This window comes from Halomarina rubra (assembly GCF_023699475.1).
GTDB classification, from domain to species: Archaea; Halobacteriota; Halobacteria; order Halobacteriales; family Haloarculaceae; genus Halomarina; species Halomarina rubra.
This window is the reverse complement of the sequence record NZ_JALXFV010000008.1, coordinates 928731-952612: the sequence shown is the minus strand read 5'-3', so window position 1 is coordinate 952612 and position 23882 is coordinate 928731. Positions and strand designations below refer to the sequence as shown.

The following is a 23882-nucleotide window of genomic DNA, read 5'->3' as shown; positions in this document are numbered from 1 at the left end:
AGCCGGCACGTATTTGCGCCGGGGTGGAGAAGCCTCCGCCGACGAATGGGATTGGAGACGCTGTTCGCTCCCGAGCGCGTGGCCGTGGTCGGGGCGACCGAACGCGACGGGTCGGTCGGGAGAGCCGTCATGGAGAACCTGCTGGGGACGTTCGACGGCGAGACCGTGCCGGTCAACCCGAACGCCGACGCCGTCCTCGGCGTCGAGACGGTCGCCGACCTCACCGAAGTCGGCGACGTCGACCTCGCGGTCGTCGTCGTCCCGCCGAGCATCGCCATCGACGTGGTCGAACAGGCCGGCGAGGAGGGCATCGAGAACGTCGTCGTCATCACCGCCGGGTTCGGCGAGACCGGAAGCGAGGGTGCGGCCCGCGAACGCGAGTTACGCGAGGTCGCCGAGCGCTACGGCCTGAACCTCGTCGGCCCGAACAGTCTGGGCGTCATCGCGACCGGCGTCGGGATGAACGCGACGTTCGGCCCCGACATGGCTCTCGACGGGAGCATCTCGTTCATGAGTCAGTCGGGCGCGTTCATCACCGCCGTCCTCGACTGGGCGAACGACCGGGGCATCGGCTTCCGTGACGTCGTCTCGCTCGGGAACAAGGCTGTGCTCGACGAACGCGACTTCGTCCGCGCGTGGGGCGACGACCCGGACACCGACGTCGTCCTCGGGTACCTCGAAGGCATCGGCGAGGGTCGGGCGTTCGTCGACGCTGCGCGCGAAGTCACGCAGGATACGCCCATCGTGCTCGTGAAGTCCGGACGTACCGAGGCCGGCGCGCACGCCGCCGCCTCCCACACCGGCACCATCGCCGGCAGCGAGGCGGCCTACGAGGCGGGTCTCGACCAGGCGGGTGTCCTGCGCGCGGAGAACGTCCAGGAGCTGTTCGACTCCGCGGAGGCGCTGGCGGGGCAACCACTGCCCGAAGCCGACGACGTGGCCGTCGTCACCAACGCGGGCGGTCCCGGCGTGATGGCGACGGATGCCGTCGGCGACGCGGGCCTCTCGCTCGCCTCGTTCTCGCAGGACACCCTCGACCAGTTGGGCGAGGAACTGCCCGAGACGGCGAACATCTACAACCCCGTCGACGTCATCGGCGACGCCGACGTCGACCGGTTCGCGGCGGCCATCGACACGGTGCTCTCGGACCCCGGTGTCGGCGCGGCCTGCATCGTCTCGTGTCCCGTCGCGGTCCTCACGTTCGACGAACTCGCGGAGGTCATCGTCGAGCAGCAGGCGAAACACGGCAAACCGGTCGCGGTCTGCTTCATGGGCGGCGACTCCGCGCGGGACGCCCAGGAGACGCTCAACGCCGCGGGCATCCCGGCGTACTTCGACCCCGCCCGTGCCATCCGGAGTCTCGACGCCCTGCGCGAGTACCGCGACATCAGCACGCGGGAGTACGACCCCGCCGCGGAGTACGACGACGTGGACCCCGACGCGGTCCGCGAGATTCTGGAGGAGGCCGCCGACCGCGGCGAGACCCGCATCGGCGTCGAGGCGATGGACCTGCTGTCGGCGTACGGCATCCCCGTCCCCGACGGTGCGGTCGTGGACTCCCCCGACGAGGCCCGTGCGGTCGCAGAGCGCATCGACGGCGACGTCGTGATGAAGGTGGTCTCGCCCGACATCCTCCACAAGTCGGACATCGGCGGCGTCCGCGTGGGCGTCCCCGACGACGAGGTGGCCGCCACGTACGACGACCTCGTCCAGCGCGCCCGCACCTACCAGCCCGACGCTCACATCATCGGCGTGCAGGTCCAGGAGATGCTCGACCTCGACGCGGGCGTCGAGACCATCGTCGGCATAAACCGCGACCCGCAGTTCGGACCGCTGGTGCTGTTCGGCCTCGGCGGCATCTTCGTCGAGGTGCTGGAGGATACGACCGTGCGCGTCGCTCCCCTGTCGGAGCGAGAAGCGAGCGAGATGATAGACGACGTGCAGGCCGCGCCGCTCCTTCGTGGGGCGCGTGGCCGCGACCCCGTCGAGGAGTCGGCGGTCGTCGAGACCATCGGTCGTCTCTCGCAGTTGGCGACCGACTTCCCCGCCATCCTGGAACTGGACGTGAACCCCCTCGTGGCGACGCCCGACGGTGCGACCGCCGTCGACGTGCGCCTCACCATCGACCCCGACGAGCTATGAACCCGATACTCATCACCTCGACCGACGAGAGCACCGGCAAGACGGCCATCGCACTCGCCCTCGCGCTCATCGCGCGCGACCGTGGCGGCGCGGTCGGCTACATGAAACCGAAGGGGACCCGCCTCCAGAGTGCGGTCGGCAAGACCCTCGACGAGGACCCGCTGCTCGCACGCGAACTGCTCGACCTGGACGCCGACATCGCCGACCTCGAACCGGTGGTCTACTCCCGCACGTTCGTCGAGCAGACGATGCGCGGCCGCGAGAGTCCCGACGAACTCCACGCACAGGTCCGCGAGAGCTACGAGGGGCTCGCGGAGGACACCGACGTGATGGTGCTCGAAGGCGGCGGGTCGTTCGCTGCAGGCGGGGTCGCGGACCTCACCGACGCGGACGTGGCCGAACTGCTCGACGCTCGCGCGGTGCTGGTCGCGACGTACTCGGACCCCACGGACGTCGACGCCGTCCTCTCGGCGGCACGCCACCTCGGGGACCGACTGGCGGGCGTGCTGTTCAACGGTGTCGCCGACGCCGACCACGACGCGCTGGTCGAGGACGCCGTCCCGTACCTCGAAGGGCGGGGCATCCCGGTGTTCGGCGTGCTCCCCCGCGTGCAGGAACTCGCTGGCGTCACCGTCGCGGACCTCGCCGACGAACTCGGCGCGGAGGTGCTGACGAGCGACGCCCCCACCGACGCGTTCGTCGAGCGGTTCACCGTCGGCGCGATGAGCGCCGAGGACGCGCTAGCGCAGTTCCGACGGACGCGCGACGCGGCGATGATAGCGGGCGGCGACCGCCCCGAGATCGCCACCGCGGCGCTCGACGCGCCGGGCATCGAGGCGCTCCTGTTGACCGGTGGCTACCGACCACCGCCGGCCGTGCTCGGGCGCGCCGAGGACGCCGGTGTCCCCGTCCTCCTCACCCGTGCGGACACCATCACGACCGTCGACCGTGCGGAGGACGTCGTGCACTCGGGGCGGGCGCGCAACGCCGCGACCGTCGAACGCATGCGGACCCTCCTCACGTCGAGTGCCGACGTGGACACCGTGCTCGACCTCACCGAAGTCTGACGCTTCCGTGACACTCTGTGACGATGCCACGTTCGCGCCCAAGGGTTATGCTACCGCACGCTGAACTCCGAGCGGAGCTCACGCGAGCTCCGTAGTGTCACACGCGGGGGTGTTTCCCCTCCCCGCGTCACCTTTCCCTTCGAACCGCCCGACTCGCGACCGACACCGGTGAGCGCCGGCCCCGAATCGCGTTCGTCGACTCGCGACCGACCGTGGCGATTGTGACGACTAAAAACCACGACGAGCACGAGCGCGAGCACTCGACCGCTCGCCCGAGACGGCGTCCGGAAGGCCCTCTTTCTTCGACCGGAGTGTGCGACGGTTTAACAGAACACATTCTTAACACTTATGTGTAACAGTACCGTGAGAACTGTGATGACAGACCACAGCCGGCGGCGATTCTTACAGACGAGCGGTGCTGTGCTCGGCGGAATGTTCGCGGCGAGTTCGACCGTGACTGCGGTCGAGAGCGACGACCGGTTCATCGTCAAACTGAGCGGGAACAAGAGCCCGAGTGCAGAGGTCGTCCACGACCTCTCGGAGATCGGCTACGCGGTCGTCCGGGCCAGCGAGTCGGCGCTCGAAGCGGACAAAGCGGTCAAAAGCTTCGCACCGGACGTCTCGCTGGAGGTCGAGAACCCCGAGCAGAAGTCGGTCACCGACGACGCGGCCCTCGAGTCCCTCGACGACGAGTTCTACGCCTACCAGTGGGACAAGCAGGCGCTCGACGTGCCGACGGCCCACGAGACGACGACGGGCGAGGGAACACGCATCGCCATCATCGACTCCGGTGTCGACGCGAGCCACCCCGACCTCGAGATCAACGAGGCGCTGTCGAAGGACTTCACCGGCGACGGTCGCGGCGCGGGCGTCCCCGGCGGCGGCGACCACGGCACTCACGTCGCTGGTATCGCCGGCGCGTCGAACGACGGCACGACGGGCGTCGTCGGAACCGCTCCCGACGCCGAACTCGTCGACTTCCGGGTGTTCTCGAACTACGGCGGCCAGAACGGTGCGTTCTCCATCGTCGTCGCCGCGGTGCTCGAAGCCGCGCGAACGAACTGTGACGTCGCGAACCTCTCGCTCGGTGCCTACCCCGTCCCACGGCAGGGCCTCGGGAGCTTCTACGGCGGGTTCCTCAACAAGGCGATGACGTACGCCAACAAGGAGGGGACGCTACTCGTCATCTCCGCGGGCAACGACAGCGTCGACCTCCAGCACGACAACGGCGAGACGTACTGCCCGCCGGACGGCAGTCCGTGTTACACCCTCGACGGCGGCCACTGGATCAGCGTCCCGAACGAGGGCGCACAGGCGCTCTCCGTCTCGGCGACCGGCCCCATCGGGTTCGGCTACGCCGCGTTCGCCGGCGAGGACCTCGAGGCTCCGGCGACGACGCCCGCGAACTACACCAACTACGGCACCAACGCCGTGGCGCTGGGCGCACCCGGTGGCAACTACAAGCTCAGCGAGAAGTACCTCGAACCGCTCGGTGGCGTCCCCGCATACGCGTGGGACCTCGTGTTCTCGACGGTGCCCGGCGGCTACGGCTGGAAGGCCGGCACGTCGATGGCCGCCCCGAACGTCGCCGGCGCGGCCGCTCTCGTCAAGAGCGCCAACCCCGACTACAGCGCCAACCAAGTCGAGAGCGCGCTCAAACGCGCCGCCGAGGTGCCCTCGGTCGCGGGCAAGGAGTACTACGGCAGCGGCTTCCTGAACATCGTCGACGCGCTGTAAGCGCGCGAGAACGCCGTCGACCGAACTCCGTTTTCAGGCGTGCTGCTCGATGAGCGACCGCAGTGACGACTCGTCGCGAACGCCGACGACCTCCTCGACCTGCTGGCCGCCGGCGTACAACTGGAGCGTCGGCACGCCGCGGATGCCCTTCTGCTGGGCGAGCAGTTGGTTCTCGTCGATGTCGACCTTCGCGACGACGGCCGGCGAGTCGGCGGCCAGTGTCTTCACCGTGGGTTCTAGCATCTTGCAGGGTCCACACCACTCCGCGTGGTAGTCGACGAGGACTAGCGGGTACTCGCCCAGCACGTCGTCGAGGCTCGTCGTCCCGCCGACGTGGATGGGTTCGGTCGGCCGGTCCGTCGAATCGGTGGTCTCGTCGGCTCTCGACAGCAACTCCTCTCGTTTTCGGTCGCGAATCGCGTCGCGCTCCTCGTCGGTCATGGATGTGAGTACGGTCGCCAGGTCGTTTAGCTCTCCCGTCGCTGTGTCCGCACGACGCACGACCGACCCGGTCGCTGGTCGGTCGGTCGCTCGGAAAACGGGGGAACGGGCAGGTTCCCCCAGCGCCGGTTCGGGCGAGCCGGCGTCGGTGCGCGTCGGGCGACGCGCGGTGCCGGGCATGTCAGAGGCGTCCGGCGAGAGAGGGTACGGAGGCAGACGTTATCAGTTCACCCATCGGGGGGATACGCACCGGCTGGACAATTGTACTTATAATTATCGCAACTTTATGTGTGTCCGGCTCGGAGCAGAGGATTGATACGTGTCGGGAAAGGAGCAAAACCGATGGATGAGACTCGGTCGGCGTTCTTCGACCTCCTCCGTCGACGAGCGCCGGTCATACGCGAATTAAATACGGGTCCGACGCCGAAACCGACCGTCGTCGAACGACTCGACGTCTCCCGGTCGACCGTCGACCGGGCGGTTCGCGAGTTGACCGCCCACGACCTCGTCGAGCGGACCGACGGCGGGTTCCGGACCACGCTGGCGGGTCGCCTCGCACTCGAGACCCTCGACCGAATCGACGACCAGGTCACGGGGCTTCGGGGGGCCCTCGACGTGCTGTCGGTCCTGCCACGGGACGCGTCGATACCGCCGTCGTTCTTCGCGGGGGCCGCCGTCGTCACGCCCTCTCCGGTCGCCCCTCACCGGCCGGTCGAACGTAACGCCGAACTCCTCTCGTGGGCCGACCACGTCCGTGGTCTCATCAGCGCGGTGTCGGGCCAGTACGTCGAGAACTACCGGAGCGCGATCGATGCCGGCACGACCGTCGAACTCGGTTTTCCGACGCCCGTCCTCCAGGAGTTGGTCACGACGTACGGTCTGGCGGGCGACCCGGTGTTCGAACACGACCACGTCGAGGTCCGCGAGATCGGTGGCTCCCTGCCGTGCAGCGTGAAGATTCACGAGTGCGACGGCGAGCGGGTCGCGTCCCTCACCGTCTACGGGCCGGACGGACTCCAGGGGTTGATCACCAACGACGCGCCACGGGCGGTGGCGTGGGCGGAGTCGTACATCGGCCGGCGCTGGCGTGACGCCGAGAGACTGCCGTCACCGTAGCGTCAGACGCTCCGTCAACTGTTATTACCCCCCCGACCCACCGCGACGGTATGGACGCAGACGCGGGACCTCAAGAGATCACGACGCTCGTCGGGCGGGAAGTGTACTCGAACAACGGCGTGTTCATCGGCCAGGTCGAGGACCTCCGCCTCGACCTCGACACCGAGCAGGTGACCGGCCTCGCGCTCGCCGACCTCAACACCGGCCTGTTCGACGACCGTGTGCGGGGCGCTCGCGGCGTCATCATCCCCTACCGGTGGGTCCGGTCGGTCGGCGACATCATCCTCATCAACGACATCGTCGAGCGCATGAAGGAACCGGACCAGGAAGCGACCGCGTAACTGCGACCTTCTCAGTCGCCGCCGGTCGTCGCGGCCGGGCAGACGACGACGTTCTCTCCTCGGACCGTCTGGTGGACGCTCACGTGTTCGTGTTCGGTGAAGAAAGAGACGAGCACGACCGCGTCCTGGAACTCCACGCGCGAACTGCTGACCGGTTCGTCGGTGTTGAAGTCGAACAGGAAGATGGCCTGGTTGTCCTGTAGCGATATCTCCCCGTCCTCGACGTAGGGGCCGAGGTACTCCGCCACGGACTGTTGGTCGGAGTCGGTCTCGTACTGCGGGACGTCGTCACCGTCGCGGAGGACGCGCATGTGAGTGGAGTTCTCGGTCGAACTGATGGTGCGGTAGCGCCAGTCCCACTCGTCGTAGTCGAACGAGTACGCTCCTTTCGCCGTGATGGACAGCCCCGTACCTTCCGTCTGCTCGGTCACGTCGAACGACCCCACCGTCTCGTCGGTGTCGGTCTGGTCGGTCCACTGGTAGGCAGTCGCCCCTCCGACTTCGACGCTCACGTCGACGGGTGGGTCGACGGACGGACTGGACCACCCCGTTCCGACGAACGTGACGTTGGCGGTGTAACTGGTCGTCGGTTGGACGTTCGAGCCGTTGATGAGGAACTGGCCGCGTTCGATGGGAACCGTCTGCTGGCTGATGAGACTCCCCGAGTCGCCGGTACTGTAGACGAGCGACACTCGGGCGGTGTCGCCGCCGCCCTGACACACCTGCGAGGCGTTCAGGTCGACGGCGACCTGCTCGCCCGCGTCCCACGTGCCGTCGGCGAGCGCCGAGGAGTTCCCGACCGGGAAGGGGTACCGGTGGGAGGCGCTCCCGGAGGTGACGAGGACGTCGAGCGCGTCCGCGTCGACGGACATCCCGGAGACGTGCCGGACGCGGAGCGTGTGGTCGGTCTGGTTGTCTTCGAGGGTCACCTGTATCGACTCCCCGCTGGCGACCAGCGGCGACGGCTCCTGGAGGTAGTCACCGAACCCGAGTAGCATCACGGAGGCCGCCGTCGCGAGCAGGACGACGATGGCGACGACGAGGACGACGCCGACGACGGGGGCGACGGCGCGTTCGTTCCGATGTGGGGACATAGTTGTTTTCATCAACGTACGGCCAAAATACTTTTCTACTAGTTCGCTCCGGCCGACAGGTTCGATGGGACGGACCGAACGGACGAATCCCACGCAGTTTTCACCCGCAAGCGGTAACCCCGGCGTAATGGACGACGAGATTCGCGAGCGCGTCGAGCGCGAAGCGGAGGTCAACGCGCTGTTCAACGCGCTCAAACACGACTCCGACGCACAGGTCGGTGCCATCATGGGGCCGCTGATGGGCGAGAACCCCGAGTTCCGGGAGCACGGCGACCAGATAGCGGGCGTCGTCGCCCCCGTCGTCGGACGGGTCAACGGGTTCTCGAACGCGGAGAAGCGCGAACGGCTCGAAGAGCTCGACCCCGAGGCGGTCGCCGAGTTGGACGCCGACGACGAGGACGACGACCAGGTGCTCCCGGACCTCCCGAACGCCGAGGAGTACGACGAGATTCGGATGCGCCTCGCACCGAACCCCAACGGCCCGTGGCACCTCGGCAACGCCCGGATGCCCGCCGTCATCGGGACGTACAAAGAGCTGTACGACGGCTGGATGCTCTGTCGGTTCGACGACACCGACCCCGAGACGAAGCGCCCGGACCTCGACGCCTACGACGCCATCCTCGACGCCATCGACTACCTCGGGTTCGAACCCGACGAGGTCGTCCGCGCGAGCGACCGCGTCGAGACGTACTACGGCCACGCCCGCGAACTCATCGACCTCGGTGGCGCGTACACCTGTTCGTGTGAGGCCGGCGCGTTCTCGGACATGAAGAACTCCGGCGAAGCGTGTCCCCACCGCGAGAAGGACGTCGAGACCGTCGGCGAGGAGTTCGAGGCGATGGTCGCCGGCGAGTATTCGAGCGGCGAGATGGTCCTGCGTGTTCGGACCGACATCGAGCACAAGAACCCCGCGCTGCGAGACTTCGTCGCCTTCCGAATGATAGACACACCCCACCCGCGCGAGGAAGCGGCGGAGTACCGCGCGTGGCCGATGCTCGACTTCCAGAGCGGTGTCGACGACCACCTGACGGGCGTCACCCACATCATCCGTGGCATCGACCTTCAGGACTCCGCGAAGCGCCAGCGGTTCGTCTACGACTACTTCGGCTGGGAGTACCCCGAGGTCGTCCACTGGGGGCACATCCAGATCGACGCCTACGACGTGAAGATGAGTACGTCGACCATCAAGTCGCTCGTGGAGTCGGGGGACCTCGACGGCTGGGACGACCCACGCGCGCCCACTCTCGCCAGCGTCGAGCGACGTGGGATTCGGGGCGAGGCCGTCGTCGACGCCATCGTCGAACTCGGGACCTCCACGAGCGACGTGGACCTCGCGATGTCGAACGTCTACGCGAAGAACCGCGAACTCGTCGACGACGAGTCGGACCGTCGCTTCCTCGTTCGCGACGGCGCGGACGTCGCGGTCGAAGGTGGCCCCGACGCCGCCCACCCGCCGCTCCACCCCGACCACGAGGACCGGGGCCGACGCGACATCCCCGTCTCCGACGCCGTACTGGTCGAACTGGAGGACGTTCCCGACGTCGGCGAGCGCGTCTGGCTGAAGGGCTACGGCTGTGTTCGCTACGAGGACCCGGTCGACGGCGAGGCGTTCTTCGAGTACACCGACGACGACATCGACGCCGTCCGCGAGGAGGGCGTACAGGTCATCCACTGGGTGCCCGCCGCCGAGAGCGTCCCCGTCACGCTCCGGACGATGGACGGCGACGTGAGTGGCCACGCCGAACCCGGGTTCCACGAGTACGCACCCGACGACGTCGTGCAGTTCGAGCGCGTCGGGTTCGCACGCGTCGACTCCGTTCCCGAGGACGCGACCGAAGAGCACGTCGCGTACTACACTCATCCGTAACGGGGAGATTCGGTCGGCGGTTCGCGCCACCGACGCGTTCAGTTTCACTCTCCGGCGAACGTTCTTATACCAGAGTCCGTCCAGCACGGTCCGTGACCTGACTTCCGTCGGAGGCGAATTCGGGGTCGAGAGCGACCCACACCGTGCGACGACCCCGCCTCCGTGATTCACGTCTCGTCCGTCGCCCGTTCGCCCTAGCCGAAGACGACGACGAGCATCGCGACCAGCAGCGAGAGCGTCGTCAACACCTGGACGACCGTCGACGCGAGGACGCCCGCAGCGGCGTACAGCGTCGTCCGGGCGCTCGTCCGCACGTCCCGGTTCCGGACGTACTCGACGACGAACACCGTCACCGTGACGCCGAGGATGAGACCGACCGGTCCGGTCAGGAACAGCATGGCGAGACCGACCAGCGACGCGAGGGCGGTGCTCAGCAGTGACGCGCCACCCACTCGCGCCGCGAGCGCGCCGCCGAAGTAGTCCAGGGCGGCGGTCCCCAGCGCGACGGCCGACAGCACGACGAGGACGGTCGTCGACGGTTCGGCGTACCCCGTCGAGAACCAGTACAGCAGGATGCCCGCGAGCGAGAGGAGCGCCCCCGGCAACAGCGGCACGACCGCACCGACGACGGCGAGCGCCAACAACGCGATGGCGACCCAGCCGAGCGGTTCAACCATACCGGTCGCGTTCGTCGGCCGCGGCCTTAGTACCGTAGCGTTCGACGAGCGTCTGCAACGTGCGGCCGAGTTCCCGTCGCGCGCCACTGGCGGTGTAGTAGCCCAGGTCGTCGGCGACCGTCTCCCAGTCGTGACACTGCAACACCCGTCGGACGAGGAGGCGTTCGCGCGCGTCCGACGGGTCGCCGTCCGCGTCGCTCACGCCGTCGGGAGCGGTGAGCGCGGCGAGTGCCAGTCGGCGGAACGGCCCCGGGTGCATGTCGAACTGCCCCGGGCCGTACGCCGCGGCCGCGACCAGTCGCCACTCGCGGGCGGTCAGGTCGGGCGGGTCGTGGGCCGTCCCGGCGAGCGTCCGGCGAACGACGTCGACGTCCACGTCGCGGAGCGTGTCGGCCAGCACGTCTCCCACACGCTCGCGGAACCAGCGCGTGTGGCGGTCGACCAGCGGCGAGTCACCGCACAGGAGCGCCGCGGAGTGTTCGCCGCTGGTCGCGTTGCGGGTCGCCGAGAGGTGGACCGGTCGGTAGCCGTTGGCCTGCCAGAACTCCAGCAGGCGCGGGGTCGCCCCGAAACTCGTTCCGAACCAGTCGGCGTCGTCGAACTCGTCGTGTAACGCGGCGAGCAACCGACTACCCAGCTTTCGGGACTGGACCTGCGGGTGGACGGCGATGCGGACGACCCGTCGGCCGACCGGCCGCGCCGCGTCGGGGTCGCGCAACTGGCCGGTCATGAGGTCCGGGAGCATGTTGCCCTGTACGCGCCCCTCTCGGTACACCTCGGCACAGGTCGCGGCGTCGAGACCGCCCTCGCGGGCGACCAGGGCGACGGCGACGACGTGACCGTCGTGAGTCAGCAGGTGCGTCGTGAGGTTCGGTGCGTCGAGCAGGCGTGCGAGGTCGTCTGGTTCGGTCTTGTAGTGAGCCAGAACCAGCAGTCCGAACGCCTCGCGGAGCAGGTGTTCGTCGGCGAGCAGGTCCTCGGGTGAGGGGGCGACGTACTCGACGGTGTCCGGCGTCGCATCGACGACCAGCGGTTCGACCGGGGGGTTGGCGTCGAGGAGGAGCGCGCGGAACGCCCACGGTTCGACGGGGTCGCTCGCCGCGTAGCGGATGGGGTCGGTCATCGTCACCTCGGTCACGTCGGCGTCGCCGTCGGTCAGGCGCTCGCGGAAACGGACGGCGAACCCACGGCCCGCCCCCTCATAACCGTGGAGCGTCGTCGCGTACCCGACCGGGACGCGACCGAGGAACGACGCGAGCAACCCGACGGGGAGGCCGGCCGCCTCGTCGACGAACACCACGTCCGGGTCGGCCGGCAGTTCGACGGCGTCGGCGGGAGCGGCGAACCGGACGCGGCCACCGTCGACCGCACGGAGGGTGTCGGTGCCCCCGTCGCCGAGGAGGACACCGAGTTCGTCGAGCACCGCACGAGCGCGAGCGAACAGTTCGGTCGCTCCGCGGCGGTCGCCCGCGGTGACGAGCACGTCCCGTCCTGCGGCGGCGAGCGACCCGGCGGCGAGGCCCGCGGCACTCGACTTCCCACGGCCGCGATCGGCCGTGCAGACGACCGCCGCGTCGGGGTCGCGGAGCGCCTCGAAGGCGTGGACGGCCGCGACCTGGTCGTCGGTGAGACACGTGTCGTAGGCGACGCGGGGGAAGGCGTGACGGGCGGGCGGGGTAGGGTCCGGACGGGGCCGTACCGGTGCGGGGTCGGTCAGTCCGTCGCGTTCGACGGTCCACGAGTCGAGGTCGACGACGGCGATGCCCCGGTGGACGCGCAGGAGTGCGGCGAGTCGCCGTCGGAAGTTCCCGGCGACGTCGGCGAGTACGTTCGGCGGGACGGCGAGCGTCTCGTCGAAGCGGTCGCGGCGCGTTGGCCACGCGTCGAGCGGCGGCGTCACGACGACGAGGAGGCCGCCGCCGTCGACGGCCCCGACCGACCGTCCGAGCGCGTTGGGCCGGCACTCGTCGCGGAGGTCGACGACGACGCAGTCGTGAGTGGTCCCGAGCAACGCGCCGGCCTGTCGGGGTTCGTGACGGGGCAGGTCCACGAGGTCGCGGTGGCCGACGAGGACCGCGTCGGTCGCGAGATCGGCCGCGTCGAGCACCTCCCGGAGCGCCGTCTCGGGGTCGGCGTCGCCCGCGAGGCAGCAGCACCGTCGCTCGTCGGTGCGGCGGGCCTCCGCGCGGAGCGACTGGGCGAGCGAACCGAGCATGGTGGCTCGTGGACGCTCGGAGGGCTTGCGTCCTGCGGTCCAGCGGTCACCGCCTGGTCGGTCGCGGCGACGAGTGCTCGCGGTGACAGAAGATGTTGCTGGCGTCGGTACGGTGAGGTGGTCGGGCCACGACCACTGGCTATGCGCGACACCAACCGTGTCTGGCTGCTGGCACAGCGACCCGACGGCCGCCCCGACGCCGAGTGCTTCGAGTTCGTCGAACGCGACGTCCCCGACCCGGACCGCGACGAGGTGCTGGTCCGGACGCTGTACATGTCCGTCGACCCGTACATGCGCGGCCGGATGCGCGACGCCGAGAGCTACGCCGACCCCTGGGAGGTTGGCGAACCGATGCAAGCCGGCGTCGTCGGCGAGATCGTCGCGTCGAACCACCCGCGTTGGGAGGAGGGCGACGTCGTCACCGGCAACCTCCAGTGGGCGGACTACGCCGTCGCGGGCGGTCACGAACTGACTCGCGTCGACCCGGACGTGGCTCCGGTCTCGACGGCGCTCGGCGTTCTCGGGATGCCCGGGCGCACGGCGTATTTCGGCCTGCTCGACGTCGGCGAACCGACGCCGGGAGACACGGTCGTCGTCTCGGGGGCCGCGGGGGCGGTCGGTTCCGTCGTCGGACAGATCGCGAAGGAAGCGGGCTGTCGCGTCGTCGGCGTCGCCGGCGCAGAGGAGAAGGTCGACTGGCTCACCGACGAGTTGGGCTTCGACGCGGCAATCAACTACGAGGACGAGGACGTCCACGGCGCGCTCCGGGAGGCCGCGCCGGACGGCGTCGACGTCTACTTCGACAACGTCGGCGGCCCCGTCACCGACGCCGTCTTTCGGGAACTGAACGTCCGCTCGCGCGTCGTCGTCTGCGGGCAGATAGCCCTCTACAACGCGACCGAGGTCCCGACGGGGCCGCGGAAGCTGACCCAGCTCATCCAGAAGCGCGCCCGCGTCGAGGGCGTCCTCGTCAGTGACTACGCCGACCGGTTCGCCGAGGCGACCGACCGCCTCGGCCGGTGGGTGAACGACGGCACCGTCCAGTACCGCGAGACGACCACCGACGGACTGGAGAACGCTCCCGACGCGTTCCTCGGACTGTTCGACGGGGTCAACGTCGGGAAACAGGTGGTGAAGGTCGCAGACCGCGAGTGACTGGTCGACTCGTGTCCTCGACTGGACGACGCGTTCATGTGTTCGTGACCGTCGGGTGCGAGAACTGGTCGGAGGAGGCGTGTGGTTGCGGCACACGGACGGACGCGTTCGGAAGCGCTTTTATGCCCTCCATCGAAAAGACGGGGTACAACCCGCGTGGGGTTGATGATGCCCCCAGCCAGGGACTTTCGCCGGTACGCGCCGGTAGGTGGACCGAGCGGTCGAGTGGGCCACTCGCCACCGAGGCGGAGGGGGCGCGAGCCACCGCGTGGGAGGTTGATCCAATCATGCCAGTATACGTAGATTTCGACGTTCCGGCCGACCTCGAAGACGACGCCGTCGAGGCGCTCCAGGTCGCGCGGGACACCGGCTCCGTCAAGAAGGGAACGAACGAGACCACCAAAGCCATCGAGCGAGGCAACGCGCTGCTCGTCTTCGTCGCAGAAGACGTCTCGCCCGAAGAGGTCGTGATGCACATCCCCGAGCTCGCCTCGGAGCAGGACATCCCGTATCTCTTCGTCGAGACGCAGGACGACATCGGCCACGCCGCCGGTCTCGAAGTCGGCTCCGCCGCTGCCGCCATCGTCGACGCCGGCGAAGCGGCCCCCGATGTCGAGGACATCGCGGACAAGCTCGAGGAGCTGAACTAGAGCGATGAGCGCCGAAGAAGAGAGCGGTGCGACGTCCGCCGAGGTCGTCGAGATCGTCGGCAAGACCGGCATGCACGGCGAAGCCATGCAGGTCAAGTGTCGCATCCGCGAGGGCGAGAACCAGGGTCGCATCATCGCGCGAAACGTCCTCGGGCCGGTCCGCGTCGGCGACGTGCTGCAGCTGCGCGAGACCGCCCGCGAGGCAGACTCCATCGGAGGTCAGTAGATGCCAGCCAACCGAACCTGTGACTACACGGGCGAAGAGATCGAACCCGGTACGGGCGTCATGTACGTCAAGAACGACGGCAGCGTCCTGCACTTCGTGAACTCGAAGGCCGAGAAGAACTACCTGATGGGCCGCGAGGCTCGTGACCTCGAGTGGACCGAGGCCGGCCGCCGTGCGCGCGCCGCCAACCGCCCCACCGAGGACGCCGACACCGTCGCCGACGAGGGCTCGACCGAGATGGACGAGCCCGAGCCGACCTCGGACGTCGCCGAACCCGACGAGGAGGAGGTCCGCGCGGACGCCAGCGAGGGCGTCGAGGCCGACACCCCCGACGAGGAGGCACGCGGTGACGAGGACGAGGAACCCGTCGAGGACGTCGGCGGCGGCAAGGAGGCCGACGGCGTCGAGGACGCGGACAACGCGCCCGACCTCGAATCCGCCGAGGCCGAGGCCAGCGAGGAGGAGGACGACCAGTGAGCGACCACGAACGGACGTTCCTGATGGTCAAGCCCGACGGCGTCCAGCGCGGCATCGCCGGCGACGTCGTCTCCCGTCTCGAAGAGCGCGGTCTGAAGCTGGTCGGCGCGAAGTTCATGCAGATCAGCCAGGACCTCGCCGAACAGCACTACGCCGAGCACGAGGACAAGCCGTTCTTCGAGGGCCTGACCGACTTCATCACGTCGGGTCCCGTCCTCGCGATGGTCTGGGAGGGCCAGGACGCGGTCGCTCAGGGTCGCCGCATGATGGGTGCGACGGACCCGCTCGACGCGGCCCCCGGCACCATCCGCGGTGACTACGGCCTCGACCTCGGCCGGAACGTCATCCACGGCTCGGACACCGAGGAGGGCTCCGCGGAGCGCGAGATCGACCTGTTCTTCGACGACGACGAACTGGTCGACTACGAGCGCGTCGACGAGAGCTGGCTCTACGAGTAACCGACGGTTCTTTCGGATTCTCTCCGATTCTCACGGTCGCACAGTGCCGACGCCGCTCGTCGCTGTTCTTCACCCACCGGCTCCAGAGCGACCGGACGCACAGCACCCCTCGAAACTGTGTCGTGTTACCATCGGACGAACACATCGCCCCGGTCGGCGGAGACGACGGGTGAGCGAGCAATCGCGACGAGAACTGCGGACGTGTGGACGGTGTGGAGAGCGGCGACTCACGACGACGCGGTCGTGTCCGGGGTGCGCCGGTTCGCTCCGTGACTACCGGTTCGACTCGTGATTCTCGAACGCCGTACCGTCCGGCGAACCGTAGATATAGGTTATCCCCCACGACGGCGTACGCCACCGGTATGGCCGTGAAGAGCAACGCCAGAGCGACGCCGTCGAAGATCGGGGCCGAGGAGGGGGCCGCGCTGTGGAGCGTCGGTGCACTCGTCACCGTCAAACTGGGGCCCGAGGAGACCGGCGGTGCGTTCTCGCTCGTCGAGCACCTCGCCGACCCCGGTTTCGAGACGCCGTACCACGTCCACCACGGCGAGGACGAACTGTTCTACGTCCTCACCGGAGAGATCGAGTGCCGGTACGGCGACGACGGGGAGCACGTGGTCCGGGCCGGGCCGGACGAGACGGTGTACCTCCCGCGTGACCTCCCCCACGGCTTCCGGGTCGTGAGCGACGAACCGTGTCGGATGCTCATCCAGGTGACGCCGAGCGGGTTGGAGGCGTTCTTCACCGACGTCGGGATGCCCGCCGAGCGTCTGGAGACGCCCCCACCCGCCGAACCGGACGTGGCGATGCTGACCGAACGCGCGGCGGGGTACGACCTGGAGATTCTCGGGCCGCTCCCGAACTGACGGCCCCCGTCTCGGTCCGAACGGTCGATTGGCGACGGGTCGACGGTGCCGGTTTCAGTCGTCCGCGAGCGACCCGACGGTCGTCCCGAGTCGGCGGTCGAGGAAGTCGTCGAGGATCTCGAACAGGCGAATCTTCTGGTCGATGTCCGAGGAGGCGTGGCCCTCCTCGCCGAGTTCGACGTACTCGTACTCCTCGCCCTCTTCGAACCCGAGTTCGTCGAGACGGTCGCGGAAGATGCGCGCTTGACTGACCGGGACCCGGCGGTCGTTGACGCCGTGGACCATCAGGAGCGGTGCGGCGAGGTTCTCGGCGTGGGTGACCGGCGAGCGGTCGTGGTAGAGGTCGGGGTTCTCCTCGGGCGTGCCGAGGTACTTCTCCATCAGTTCGGTCCGGAAGTGGGGCATCGTGTTCTCGTACATGTCGACGAGGTCGGTCAGCCCGATCCAGGCGATGCTCGCGTCGTAGAGGTCGGGGAACATCGTCGCCTGGCAGTAGGCGCTGTAGCCGCCGTACGAGCCACCGAACACGACGACGCGGTCGTCGTCGACCCAGTCGTAGTCGCTGACGAGTTCGGTCGCAGTCGCGATGTCGCGCTGTTCGCCGCCGCCCCAGTCCATCTTCAACATGTCGACGAACGCCTTCCCGTGGCCGGTCGACCCGCGGTAGTTGACCTGGAGGACGGAGTAGCCCCGCGAGACGAGGAACTGCGTGTAGAGGCCGAAGGACTTGTAGTCGGCCGCACGCGGCCCGCCGTGGGGGTTGACGATGAGGGGGGAGGGGCGTTGTCCCGAGTCGTACAGCAGTGCGCCGATTTCGGTCCTATCGTGCGAGTCGAAGGTGAAGTACTCCGCGTCGGCGAAGTCCCCGCGGTCGAACGGGCCGTACTCGGCGTCGACGAGCGTCTCGGTCTCGCCGCTGTCGAGGTCGTACGCGAGCATCTCGGGGCGGCGGTTCGGCGTCGTGAACGTGATAGGTACGCGGCCGTCGTCGAGGAGGCTCTCGCCCGAGAGACTCGTCGCGACGCCCTCCGGGACGTCGAACTCCTCGCTCTCGCCGGTTTCGACGTCGTAGACCACTGGAAGGGCAGCGGCGTCGCGCGTCCGGAGCGCGAGGAACCGGTCCTCGTCGAGGAAGTGGACGGGCATCTCCTCGGCCGTCAGGTCACCGAACCACTCGACCTCCTCGCCGTCGAGGTCGTAGACGCCACAGCGCGAGAGGTCCTCAGTGTTGTCGCCGACGAGGAGTTTGGTTCCGTCCGGGTGCCAGTCCGCTGGGCTGGCCTCCGCGCCGTCCGTGCCGACGTGGAGGTTCCGAGGGGTCGACCCGTCCGCGTCCATCACGTAGACGTCCCGATTCCCGAAGTCGTCGGACTCGTTGGTCGCGTACGCGATGCGCCCGCCGTCGGGAGAGAACGTCGCGCCGCCGGCCGCTCGCTCGTAGTCGGTGAGCTTCGTCGTCTCGCCGCTCGTGCGGTCGTGGGCGTAGATGTTCATCTGCCCGTCACGCGAGGAGCCGAACACGAGCGTCTCGCCGTCCGCGCTCACGTCGCTCAGGGCGGTCTGGCCGGCGAGTTCGACGACCGGTTCCGCGGTACGCGAGCCGAGGTCGAACGCCCAGACGTCGTTCTGCTCGTTGCCGTCGTCGTCGAGGTGGAAGTACACCCGTTCGCCGTCGGCGCTCCAGTGGAGGCCCCAGCGGGCGTTCCGTGGGACCTCGCCGTCGCTGACCTGCTCGTGTTCGCCCGTCGCTACGTCGAGGACGTGCAGTTCGTTGCGCCCCGAGACGTCGTAGTAGAACGCGATACGGTCGCCCGCGGGTGACACCGTCGCGTGGGCCATCGTCGGAAGGCTGGCGAGCGCTTCGAGGACGTCGCCGTCTGTCTCCGTCATCGTTCGTCCGTCTGTGCCCCGTCGTATCAGTGCTTCCAGAACTGCCGTTCGGTAATCGTTCTGATACGAACGGACGACCGGGCGGCAGAGCTCTCGCTCGGTGTCCTGTGTGTGGCTCACACGCTCACCGAAAGGATTTGCCTTCGCGCTTGAGAGGTCGCACATGGACGACGATGCGGACGGGGCGGCCGACGACGGGATGGCGCTCAACCGCGCCCACTGGGAGGACCTCGCCGAACTCCACCCGACGACCGAGTTCTACGACGTCGACGGCTTTCTCGACGGCGACAGTTCGCTCACGTGGCTCGAACGCGAGGAGCTGGGCGACGTCGACGGGACGTCGCTGCTCCACCTCCAGTGTCACTTCGGGATGGACACGCTGTCGTGGGCACGGGAGGGGTGGGACGTAGTCGGCCTCGACTTCTCGGCGAAGGCCGTCACGACCGCCCGGGAGTTGGCGAGCGACACCGGCCTCGAAGACCGTTCCCAGTTCGTCGAGGCGAACGTCTACGACGCTGTCGAGGCGCTCGAAGCGGCCGACGCGTCCCCCGACGACGGCTTCGACGTGGTGTTCACCTCCTACGGTGTCCTGACGTGGCTCCCCGACATCGAGGGGTGGGCAGAGGTCGTCGCCGACACCGTCGCGCCGGGCGGGACGTTCTACGTCGCCGAGATTCACCCGTTCAGCCACGTGCTGATGGACGTCGGCCTCCGGGACGGCCGCCTCCACTCCGACTGGCGGTACTTCGGCGAACACGCCCAGACGTACGACGTCGACGGCAGTTACGCCGACGCGGAGGCGTCGGTCGGGAGCACCGAGACCCGCGAGTGGCCCCACCCGCTCGGCGACATCGTGACGGCGCTCGTCGACGCGGGTCTCGTCGTCGAGTTCCTCCACGAACACGAGTTCGCCTGCTTCGAGCAGGTCGCCGGGATGGAAGAGCGAGACGACGGGTTCTGGGAGTTGCCCGGCGCGTCGCTCCCGTTCCTGTTCTCGTTGAAGGCCCACGCGCCGGAGTGAGTCACCGCCGGGAGACGGTCACGACGACGGCCGCTGACGCTTTCTCTCACCGTGCCGTCACGTCCGACATGGCACTCTCTGCCCGTAACCGAATCGAGGGGACCGTCACGAACATCACCGTCGAGGGACCGGTCGCCGAGGTGGTCCTCGACGTCGGCGGGGGGAACGAAATCGCGGCAACCATCACCAGCGGGTCGGTCGAGCGTCTGGGACTCGCCGAGGGCGACGAGGCGACGGCCGTCGTGAAGGCGAGCGACGTGATGCTGTCGAACTGAGGAGATCGAACTGGGGAGACCGACCGCTACCGAGGCGGCGTTCACTCCCGCCGGTACAGCGAGTAGGCGATGACGCCGAACCCCAGCGCCGTCAGGCCGCTCTCGACGGTGATGGCGAGGCCGTGGTCGACGTTCGCGAACTGGTCGAGCGTGCCCGCCGCGAACGCCCCGATGGTCACCGTCCCGAACCCGACCGCGAGGAGCCACAACCCCTCCGCACGCGTGGTCCGGTACGCCCGGTAGGCGAGGACGGCGACGAGGCCCCCGAGCAGCAACGTCGCCGTCTTGAACACCAGCGCGACCAGCGGGAGGTCGCCGTTCATCGTGACTCTCTCATGGCTCGCCAGTACCGTGCCAGTCGCTCGTCGGGCGAGTCCGGTGGTTCGGGCCGGGCGACGTCGACGCTGAACTCGCTGTCCTCGTCGAGCGAGACCGTGACGCCGTCGAAGGCGACGACGTAGCGCGTGGTGTGGTGGCCGTCGTCCCGGAGTTCGGTCGTCGGGCGGACGAGGTCGGCCTCGACCAAACGGTCGACCTTGCGGTAGGCGGTCGTTCGCGCCAGGGCGCACGCTTCGGCGAGTTCCTGACGGGACCGTTCCGGGGTCGCGTGGAGGGTCCGCAACAACGCCCGACAGTCGGGGTCGTCGAGCACGTCGAGCACCGTCTGCAGGCGCGTCTCGGGGTCCGGTGGGGCCGCCATCGGTCAACTCCGTCGTGGGTCATCGGTCATCTCGGTGGGGAGGGGTCGTTCGTTTCCGTGGGACTGTCCGTCGATTCGACTGGTTCTCACTCCACGACGATGACTCCTACCATTCCCATCCCCGCGTGCGGGTCGCACTGGTACTCGACGACGTCAGGCGTTCCGGTCGGTGTGGCGGTCTCGGTCGCCGTCCCAGTCGTCTCCCCGCTCCCGAGGTCGCTCGGCACCACCCACTCGAACGTGTCGCCCTCGGTCTGGATGATGCTCTCGAACTCCGCACCGGCGGTCGCGTGGACGTTGTGGCCCGACGAGCGCCACACCCACTCGATGGTCGTCCCCGCCGTGACGCGGACCGCGGGCGGCGTGAACCCGTACTGGTCCTCGTCGCCCCAACCCGCACCGACCTCGACGGTGACCGAGTCGGTGTCGGTCTCGTCGGCGACGGTGCCGTCGTAGTTCTCGGTGTCGGCGAGCGCACCGTCGAAGTCGTCGTCCCACGGGTCGGAGGTCTCCGGGGGTTCCTCGGTGACGGGTTCCGGGGTGTCTTCGGGCGCTGGCGTGGCCGTCGTGGGGTCGGTCGTCGTCGGGACGTCTCCGATGGCGAGTGCACCTTTCATCCCGCTGCCCTCGTGGGGCTCACAGACGTAGGGGACGACGCCGTCGACGTCGGGAGCCGTCCACTCGAAAGTTCCGTCGCTCCGAATAGAGCTCTCGAACAGCGGGTCTCCGGGAGTGGCCCCCTCCAGGTTCTCGTCGACGAGCGCACGTACGTTGTGACCGGGCGACTCCCACTCCCAGCGAACCGTGGTCCCGGGGTCGATGCGAACCGCGACAGGGTCGAACGCGTACTCGTTCTCGCCGACACCCACGCCGATGGAGAGTTCCGACTCCCCGCGGCGGTCGACCGTCGACCCGGGGCCGTTCCAGCCCTGCGCGTCGTTCAGGAAGCCGCCGTAGTCGACGTCCTCCGGGGTGTCGGTCGCGGGGGCCTGCGTGGTCGCCGTCGTGTTCCCCGATTCGCCTGGCGAGGCGTCGCCGAGACAGCCCGCGAGGAGGGCCGTACCGGTCGACGCCGCGGCCACGAGCATCGCGCGTCGGGAGTGGAGGTCTGGACCGTTCATTGGTTGCGACCTGTTCTACGGAGAACACACGTAAACCGATTGTCGCGATTCCCAGATTCTGGAACCGACCCCGTTCTCGCCCCCCGTTTTATAACCCCGCCCGCCGAATGTCAGTGGCATGACCGGCATAACCTACGAGGACTTCCTCGACCTCGACTACGAACCGGTTGCCTCGGACCTCGTCTGTACGTTCACCGTCCAACCCGCGAGCGACATGGACATGGACGCGGCCGCTTCCCGCGTCGCCAGCGAGTCCTCCAACGGCACCTGGGCGGAACTCCAGGTCGACGGCACCATCACCGACCTCTCGGCGACGGCGTTCGGCATCGACGGCAACACCGTGCAGGTCGCGTACCCCGAAGAGCTGTTCGAGGCGGGCAACATGCCCCAGGTGCTCTCGTGCATCGCGGGCAACATCATGGGGATGAAGGCGGTCGACCGCATCCGCCTCGAAGACTGTGAGTGGCCCGAGGGCCTCGTCACGTCGTTCATGGGGCCGCAGTTCGGGAGTGCGGTTCGCAACGACATCTTCGACGCGGGCGAGCGCCCCATCACCGCGACGGTCCCGAAACCGAAGGTCGGCCTCTCCACCGACCAGCACGTGCAGGTCGGCTACGAGGCGTGGACCGGCGGCCTCGACCTCCTGAAAGACGACGAGAACCTCACCGACCAGTCGTTCAACCGCTTCGACGAGCGTCTCACCGAGTCGCTGGCCGCACGCGACGACGCCCAAGACGAGACCGGCGAGAAGAAGTCCTACCTCATCAACGTCACCGCGGACGCGAACACGATGCTCGAACGCGTCGACCGCGTGGCCGAGGAGGGCTGTGAGTACGTGATGGTCGACGTCGTCACGTGCGGGTGGGCGGCCGTCCAAGCCGTCCGCGAACGCTGTGAGAAACACGGGCTGGCCATCCACGCTCACCGCGCGATGCACGCCGCGTTCGACCGCGTCCCCACGCAGGGCGTCTCGATGCGCGTCATCGCGCAGATATCGCGGCTCTGTGGTGCGGACCAACTGCACACGGGGACCGCAGACCTCGGCAAACTCGCCAACGAGGACACCGTCGGCATCAACGAGTGGCTCTACGGCGACCTCTACGGCACGAACGACGTCCTCCCGATGGCTTCGGGTGGCCTGCACCCCGGTCTCGTCCCCGAACTCGTGAAGCGCGTCGGGACGAACATCGGCGTCCAGGCCGGCGGCGGCGTCCACGGCCACCCCGACGGCACCCACGCGGGTGCGAAGGCGTTCCGACAGGCCGTCGACGCCACCGTCGAGGGCACCTCGCTTGAGGAGTACGCCGAGGACCACCCCGAACTGAAGGTGGCTATCGACAAGTGGGGCACCGAGACCCCGCGGTAGACCGTCGGCCAGAGCGACGAACGACGAGCGACTGAACCCAGCTTTTCACGGCTCAGGCGTGCTCCGTGAGGAACGCCTCGACCTCGTCCCAGGTCGGTGCGGTCCGCGCCCCGACCTGGAGGGCGGCGAGCGCGCCGCAGGCGTTCGCAACGGCGAGCGCCCGGTCGTACCCCTCCGTTCGCGCGGCGATGTAGCCGGCGGCGAAGGCGTCGCCCGCACCGGTCGTGTCGAGCGCGGTGACGGGGTAGCCGGGGTGGTCGACCTCCCCGTCGCGGGTGTGGAGGGTCGCGCCCTGCCCGCCGTGTTTGACGACGACGGTCGCCTCCCGGACCAGCGAGTCGAAGGTGGCGTGTTCGGCGAGCACCCGCGCCTCTCGTTCGTTGAGAAAGAGGACGTCCACGTCGCCGAGCGTCCGGCCGTAGTCCCGACTGGCGATGCGTCGACCGGGGTCGAAGCTCACGCTCGCGCCCGCCTCGCTAGCGAGTTCCGCGAGGTGGGCGGCGGTCGCGGGTCGCTGGCTCGTCAGGTGGAGGTGGTCGACGCGAGCGAGGACCGCCGGGTCGAGGTCGTCGGGGGTGAACGCCTCGTTCGCGCCGGTGTTCGACAGCACCATCACCTCCCCCGTGCCGTCGACGACGAGGTACTTCGTGGTCGTCTCGTGGTTCGGCACCGTGACGAGGTGGTCGACGTCGACGCCGAACGCGTCGAGTTCGTTGCGGGCCAACAGCCCCTCCTCGTCGTCGCCGACGCTGCCGAACAGCGCCGTCGGCACGTCGAGGCCCGCGAGCGTACACGAGACGTTCGCCGCGCTCCCGCCGCCGGCCTGCGCCCGTTGTTCGACCGACACCTCGCCGTCGGGTTCCGGGAGTTCGTCGACCCGGAGCGTCACGTCCCAGTTGACGTGCCCGGCACAGAGGACGCGCATTGGCCCTCCGACGCCGGCGGCGGGCAAAAAACCCGCGGGAAGGAACCGTATCCGG

General features: G+C 68.6%; 24 protein-coding genes. 15 read left to right on the top strand and 9 right to left on the bottom strand.

Features of this window, described 5'->3' with window-relative positions; translation table 11 throughout:
• Positions 1-45: 45 nt before the first annotated feature.
• The 3 genes from M1L36_RS20060 (at position 46) to M1L36_RS20050 (ending at position 4946) form a co-directional block, all read left to right on the top strand.
• The gene (locus tag M1L36_RS20060) at positions 46-2142 is read left to right on the top strand and encodes an acetate--CoA ligase family protein (RefSeq protein WP_250875513.1); all 2097 of its coding nucleotides are present in this window, start codon (positions 46-48) and stop codon (positions 2140-2142) included.
• Complete coding sequence (locus M1L36_RS20055; protein ID WP_250875512.1) at positions 2139-3209, top strand: phosphotransacetylase family protein; 1071 nt, start codon at positions 2139-2141, stop codon at positions 3207-3209. The genes M1L36_RS20060 and M1L36_RS20055 overlap by 4 nt, the downstream gene beginning before the upstream one ends.
• A 375-nt stretch (positions 3210-3584) precedes the next feature.
• Positions 3585-4946 carry a S8 family peptidase gene (locus M1L36_RS20050; RefSeq protein WP_305794571.1) on the top strand — a complete coding sequence of 454 codons (1362 nt, stop codon included), beginning with the start codon at positions 3585-3587 and terminating at the stop codon, positions 4944-4946.
• A 33-nt stretch (positions 4947-4979) separates the two neighbouring features.
• Here the strand turns inward: M1L36_RS20050 and M1L36_RS20045 are convergent, their stop codons facing one another.
• A complete protein-coding gene (locus tag M1L36_RS20045) occupies positions 4980-5387 on the bottom strand; it encodes a thioredoxin family protein (protein WP_250875511.1) in 408 nt (135 codons plus the stop codon).
• A gap of 342 nt (positions 5388-5729) precedes the next feature.
• On the opposite strand from M1L36_RS20045, the gene M1L36_RS20040 reads away from it, so the two are divergent.
• Complete coding sequence (locus M1L36_RS20040) at positions 5730-6503, top strand: helix-turn-helix transcriptional regulator (RefSeq protein ID WP_250875510.1); 774 nt, start codon at positions 5730-5732, stop codon at positions 6501-6503.
• A 50-nt stretch (positions 6504-6553) separates the two neighbouring features.
• Positions 6554-6844: a PRC-barrel domain-containing protein gene (locus tag M1L36_RS20035; RefSeq protein ID WP_250875509.1), complete on the top strand. Its 291-nt coding sequence runs from the start codon at positions 6554-6556 to the stop codon at positions 6842-6844.
• Between the two features lie 11 nt (positions 6845-6855).
• Here the strand turns inward: M1L36_RS20035 and M1L36_RS20030 are convergent, their stop codons facing one another.
• Positions 6856-7938 (bottom strand): archaellin/type IV pilin N-terminal domain-containing protein, encoded by a 1083-nt coding sequence (locus M1L36_RS20030; protein ID WP_250875508.1) that lies wholly within the window; start codon positions 7936-7938, stop codon positions 6856-6858.
• Between the two features lie 127 nt (positions 7939-8065).
• On the opposite strand from M1L36_RS20030, the gene M1L36_RS20025 reads away from it, so the two are divergent.
• The gene (locus M1L36_RS20025) at positions 8066-9805 is read left to right on the top strand and encodes a glutamate--tRNA ligase (RefSeq protein WP_250875507.1); all 1740 of its coding nucleotides are present in this window, start codon (positions 8066-8068) and stop codon (positions 9803-9805) included.
• A 194-nt stretch (positions 9806-9999) separates the two neighbouring features.
• On the opposite strand, the gene M1L36_RS20020 is transcribed toward M1L36_RS20025, so the two are convergent.
• Entirely contained in the window at positions 10000-10482 is a 483-nt protein-coding gene (locus M1L36_RS20020) for a DUF456 domain-containing protein (RefSeq protein WP_250875506.1), read from the bottom strand.
• Positions 10475-12697, bottom strand: coding sequence for a tRNA(Met) cytidine acetyltransferase TmcA (tmcA, locus tag M1L36_RS20015; protein ID WP_250875505.1), 2223 nt, complete (start codon positions 12695-12697; stop codon positions 10475-10477). Before tmcA ends, M1L36_RS20020 begins: the two co-directional genes overlap by 8 nt.
• 141 nt (positions 12698-12838) lie before the next feature.
• Here tmcA and M1L36_RS20010 point away from each other — a divergent pair, with 141 nt between their 5' ends.
• From M1L36_RS20010 to M1L36_RS19985, 6 genes are all read left to right on the top strand, one after another.
• Complete coding sequence (locus M1L36_RS20010; RefSeq protein ID WP_250875504.1) at positions 12839-13852, top strand: NADP-dependent oxidoreductase; 1014 nt, start codon at positions 12839-12841, stop codon at positions 13850-13852.
• A 287-nt stretch (positions 13853-14139) separates the two neighbouring features.
• Entirely contained in the window at positions 14140-14502 is a 363-nt protein-coding gene (rpl7ae, locus tag M1L36_RS20005; RefSeq protein ID WP_250875595.1) for a 50S ribosomal protein L7Ae, read from the top strand.
• A 4-nt stretch (positions 14503-14506) separates the two neighbouring features.
• Complete coding sequence (locus M1L36_RS20000; protein ID WP_158202813.1) at positions 14507-14728, top strand: 30S ribosomal protein S28e; 222 nt, start codon at positions 14507-14509, stop codon at positions 14726-14728.
• Entirely contained in the window at positions 14729-15205 is a 477-nt protein-coding gene (locus M1L36_RS19995) for a 50S ribosomal protein L24e (protein ID WP_250875503.1), read from the top strand.
• Positions 15202-15663, top strand: coding sequence for a nucleoside-diphosphate kinase (gene ndk / locus M1L36_RS19990; protein ID WP_250875502.1), 462 nt, complete (start codon positions 15202-15204; stop codon positions 15661-15663). The genes M1L36_RS19995 and ndk overlap by 4 nt, the downstream gene beginning before the upstream one ends.
• Before the next feature lie 362 nt (positions 15664-16025).
• Positions 16026-16529, top strand: a complete 504-nt coding sequence (locus M1L36_RS19985; RefSeq protein WP_250875501.1) for a cupin domain-containing protein — start codon at positions 16026-16028, stop codon at positions 16527-16529.
• 54 nt (positions 16530-16583) lie between these two features.
• Here the strand turns inward: M1L36_RS19985 and M1L36_RS19980 are convergent, their stop codons facing one another.
• The gene (locus tag M1L36_RS19980; protein ID WP_250875500.1) at positions 16584-18419 is read right to left on the bottom strand and encodes a S9 family peptidase; all 1836 of its coding nucleotides are present in this window, start codon (positions 18417-18419) and stop codon (positions 16584-16586) included.
• Between the two features lie 163 nt (positions 18420-18582).
• On the opposite strand from M1L36_RS19980, the gene M1L36_RS19975 reads away from it, so the two are divergent.
• Positions 18583-19440: a class I SAM-dependent methyltransferase gene (locus M1L36_RS19975; RefSeq protein WP_250875499.1), complete on the top strand. Its 858-nt coding sequence runs from the start codon at positions 18583-18585 to the stop codon at positions 19438-19440.
• A 68-nt stretch (positions 19441-19508) separates the two neighbouring features.
• Positions 19509-19715: a TOBE domain-containing protein gene (locus M1L36_RS19970; RefSeq protein WP_250875498.1), complete on the top strand. Its 207-nt coding sequence runs from the start codon at positions 19509-19511 to the stop codon at positions 19713-19715.
• Between the two features lie 41 nt (positions 19716-19756).
• Here M1L36_RS19970 and M1L36_RS19965 read toward each other — a convergent pair whose 3' ends face one another.
• The 3 genes from M1L36_RS19965 to M1L36_RS19955 form a co-directional block, all read right to left on the bottom strand.
• Positions 19757-20038 carry a DUF7521 family protein gene (locus tag M1L36_RS19965; RefSeq protein WP_250875497.1) on the bottom strand — a complete coding sequence of 94 codons (282 nt, stop codon included), beginning with the start codon at positions 20036-20038 and terminating at the stop codon, positions 19757-19759.
• On the bottom strand, positions 20035-20415 hold the full coding sequence (locus M1L36_RS19960; protein WP_250875496.1) for a winged helix-turn-helix domain-containing protein: 381 nt from the start codon (positions 20413-20415) through the stop codon (positions 20035-20037). The genes M1L36_RS19965 and M1L36_RS19960 overlap by 4 nt, the downstream gene beginning before the upstream one ends.
• 86 nt (positions 20416-20501) lie before the next feature.
• A complete protein-coding gene (locus M1L36_RS19955; protein ID WP_250875495.1) occupies positions 20502-21536 on the bottom strand; it encodes a plastocyanin/azurin family copper-binding protein in 1035 nt (344 codons plus the stop codon).
• Positions 21537-21654: 118 nt separating this feature from the next.
• Here M1L36_RS19955 and rbcL point away from each other — a divergent pair, with 118 nt between their 5' ends.
• Positions 21655-22902, top strand: a complete 1248-nt coding sequence (gene rbcL / locus M1L36_RS19950; protein WP_250875494.1) for a type III ribulose-bisphosphate carboxylase — start codon at positions 21655-21657, stop codon at positions 22900-22902.
• 52 nt (positions 22903-22954) lie between these two features.
• On the opposite strand, the gene M1L36_RS19945 is transcribed toward rbcL, so the two are convergent.
• Positions 22955-23827 carry an ATP-dependent ribose-1-phosphate kinase gene (locus M1L36_RS19945; protein WP_250875493.1) on the bottom strand — a complete coding sequence of 291 codons (873 nt, stop codon included), beginning with the start codon at positions 23825-23827 and terminating at the stop codon, positions 22955-22957.
• Positions 23828-23882: the final 55 nt, after the last annotated feature.

Excerpts from the sequence above, each read along its gene's own strand:
- M1L36_RS19965 (WP_250875497.1), bottom strand. The coding sequence starts at position 20,038 with ATGAACGGCGACCTCCCGCTGGTCGCGCTGGTGTTCAAGACGGCGACG.
- rbcL (WP_250875494.1), top strand. The coding sequence starts at position 21,655 with ATGACCGGCATAACCTACGAGGACTTCCTCGACCTCGACTACGAACCG.
- M1L36_RS20035 (WP_250875509.1), top strand. The coding sequence starts at position 6,554 with ATGGACGCAGACGCGGGACCTCAAGAGATCACGACGCTCGTCGGGCGG.
- M1L36_RS20030 (WP_250875508.1), bottom strand. The coding sequence starts at position 7,938 with ATGTCCCCACATCGGAACGAACGCGCCGTCGCCCCCGTCGTCGGCGTC.
- tmcA (WP_250875505.1), bottom strand. The coding sequence starts at position 12,697 with ATGCTCGGTTCGCTCGCCCAGTCGCTCCGCGCGGAGGCCCGCCGCACC.
- M1L36_RS19960 (WP_250875496.1), bottom strand. The coding sequence starts at position 20,415 with ATGGCGGCCCCACCGGACCCCGAGACGCGCCTGCAGACGGTGCTCGAC.
- M1L36_RS19985 (WP_250875501.1), top strand. The coding sequence starts at position 16,026 with ATGGCCGTGAAGAGCAACGCCAGAGCGACGCCGTCGAAGATCGGGGCC.
- M1L36_RS20040 (WP_250875510.1), top strand. The coding sequence starts at position 5,730 with ATGGATGAGACTCGGTCGGCGTTCTTCGACCTCCTCCGTCGACGAGCG.
- M1L36_RS19955 (WP_250875495.1), bottom strand. The coding sequence starts at position 21,536 with ATGAACGGTCCAGACCTCCACTCCCGACGCGCGATGCTCGTGGCCGCG.
- M1L36_RS19970 (WP_250875498.1), top strand. The coding sequence starts at position 19,509 with ATGGCACTCTCTGCCCGTAACCGAATCGAGGGGACCGTCACGAACATC.
- M1L36_RS19945 (WP_250875493.1), bottom strand. The coding sequence starts at position 23,827 with ATGCGCGTCCTCTGTGCCGGGCACGTCAACTGGGACGTGACGCTCCGG.
- M1L36_RS20055 (WP_250875512.1), top strand. The coding sequence starts at position 2,139 with ATGAACCCGATACTCATCACCTCGACCGACGAGAGCACCGGCAAGACG.
- M1L36_RS20060 (WP_250875513.1), top strand. The coding sequence starts at position 46 with ATGGGATTGGAGACGCTGTTCGCTCCCGAGCGCGTGGCCGTGGTCGGG.
- M1L36_RS19995 (WP_250875503.1), top strand. The coding sequence starts at position 14,729 with ATGCCAGCCAACCGAACCTGTGACTACACGGGCGAAGAGATCGAACCC.
- rpl7ae (WP_250875595.1), top strand. The coding sequence starts at position 14,140 with ATGCCAGTATACGTAGATTTCGACGTTCCGGCCGACCTCGAAGACGAC.
- M1L36_RS20025 (WP_250875507.1), top strand. The coding sequence starts at position 8,066 with ATGGACGACGAGATTCGCGAGCGCGTCGAGCGCGAAGCGGAGGTCAAC.
- M1L36_RS19975 (WP_250875499.1), top strand. The coding sequence starts at position 18,583 with ATGGACGACGATGCGGACGGGGCGGCCGACGACGGGATGGCGCTCAAC.
- M1L36_RS20050 (WP_305794571.1), top strand. The coding sequence starts at position 3,585 with ATGACAGACCACAGCCGGCGGCGATTCTTACAGACGAGCGGTGCTGTG.
- M1L36_RS20010 (WP_250875504.1), top strand. The coding sequence starts at position 12,839 with ATGCGCGACACCAACCGTGTCTGGCTGCTGGCACAGCGACCCGACGGC.
- M1L36_RS20045 (WP_250875511.1), bottom strand. The coding sequence starts at position 5,387 with ATGACCGACGAGGAGCGCGACGCGATTCGCGACCGAAAACGAGAGGAG.
- M1L36_RS20020 (WP_250875506.1), bottom strand. The coding sequence starts at position 10,482 with ATGGTTGAACCGCTCGGCTGGGTCGCCATCGCGTTGTTGGCGCTCGCC.
- M1L36_RS20000 (WP_158202813.1), top strand. The coding sequence starts at position 14,507 with ATGAGCGCCGAAGAAGAGAGCGGTGCGACGTCCGCCGAGGTCGTCGAG.
- M1L36_RS19980 (WP_250875500.1), bottom strand. The coding sequence starts at position 18,419 with ATGACGGAGACAGACGGCGACGTCCTCGAAGCGCTCGCCAGCCTTCCG.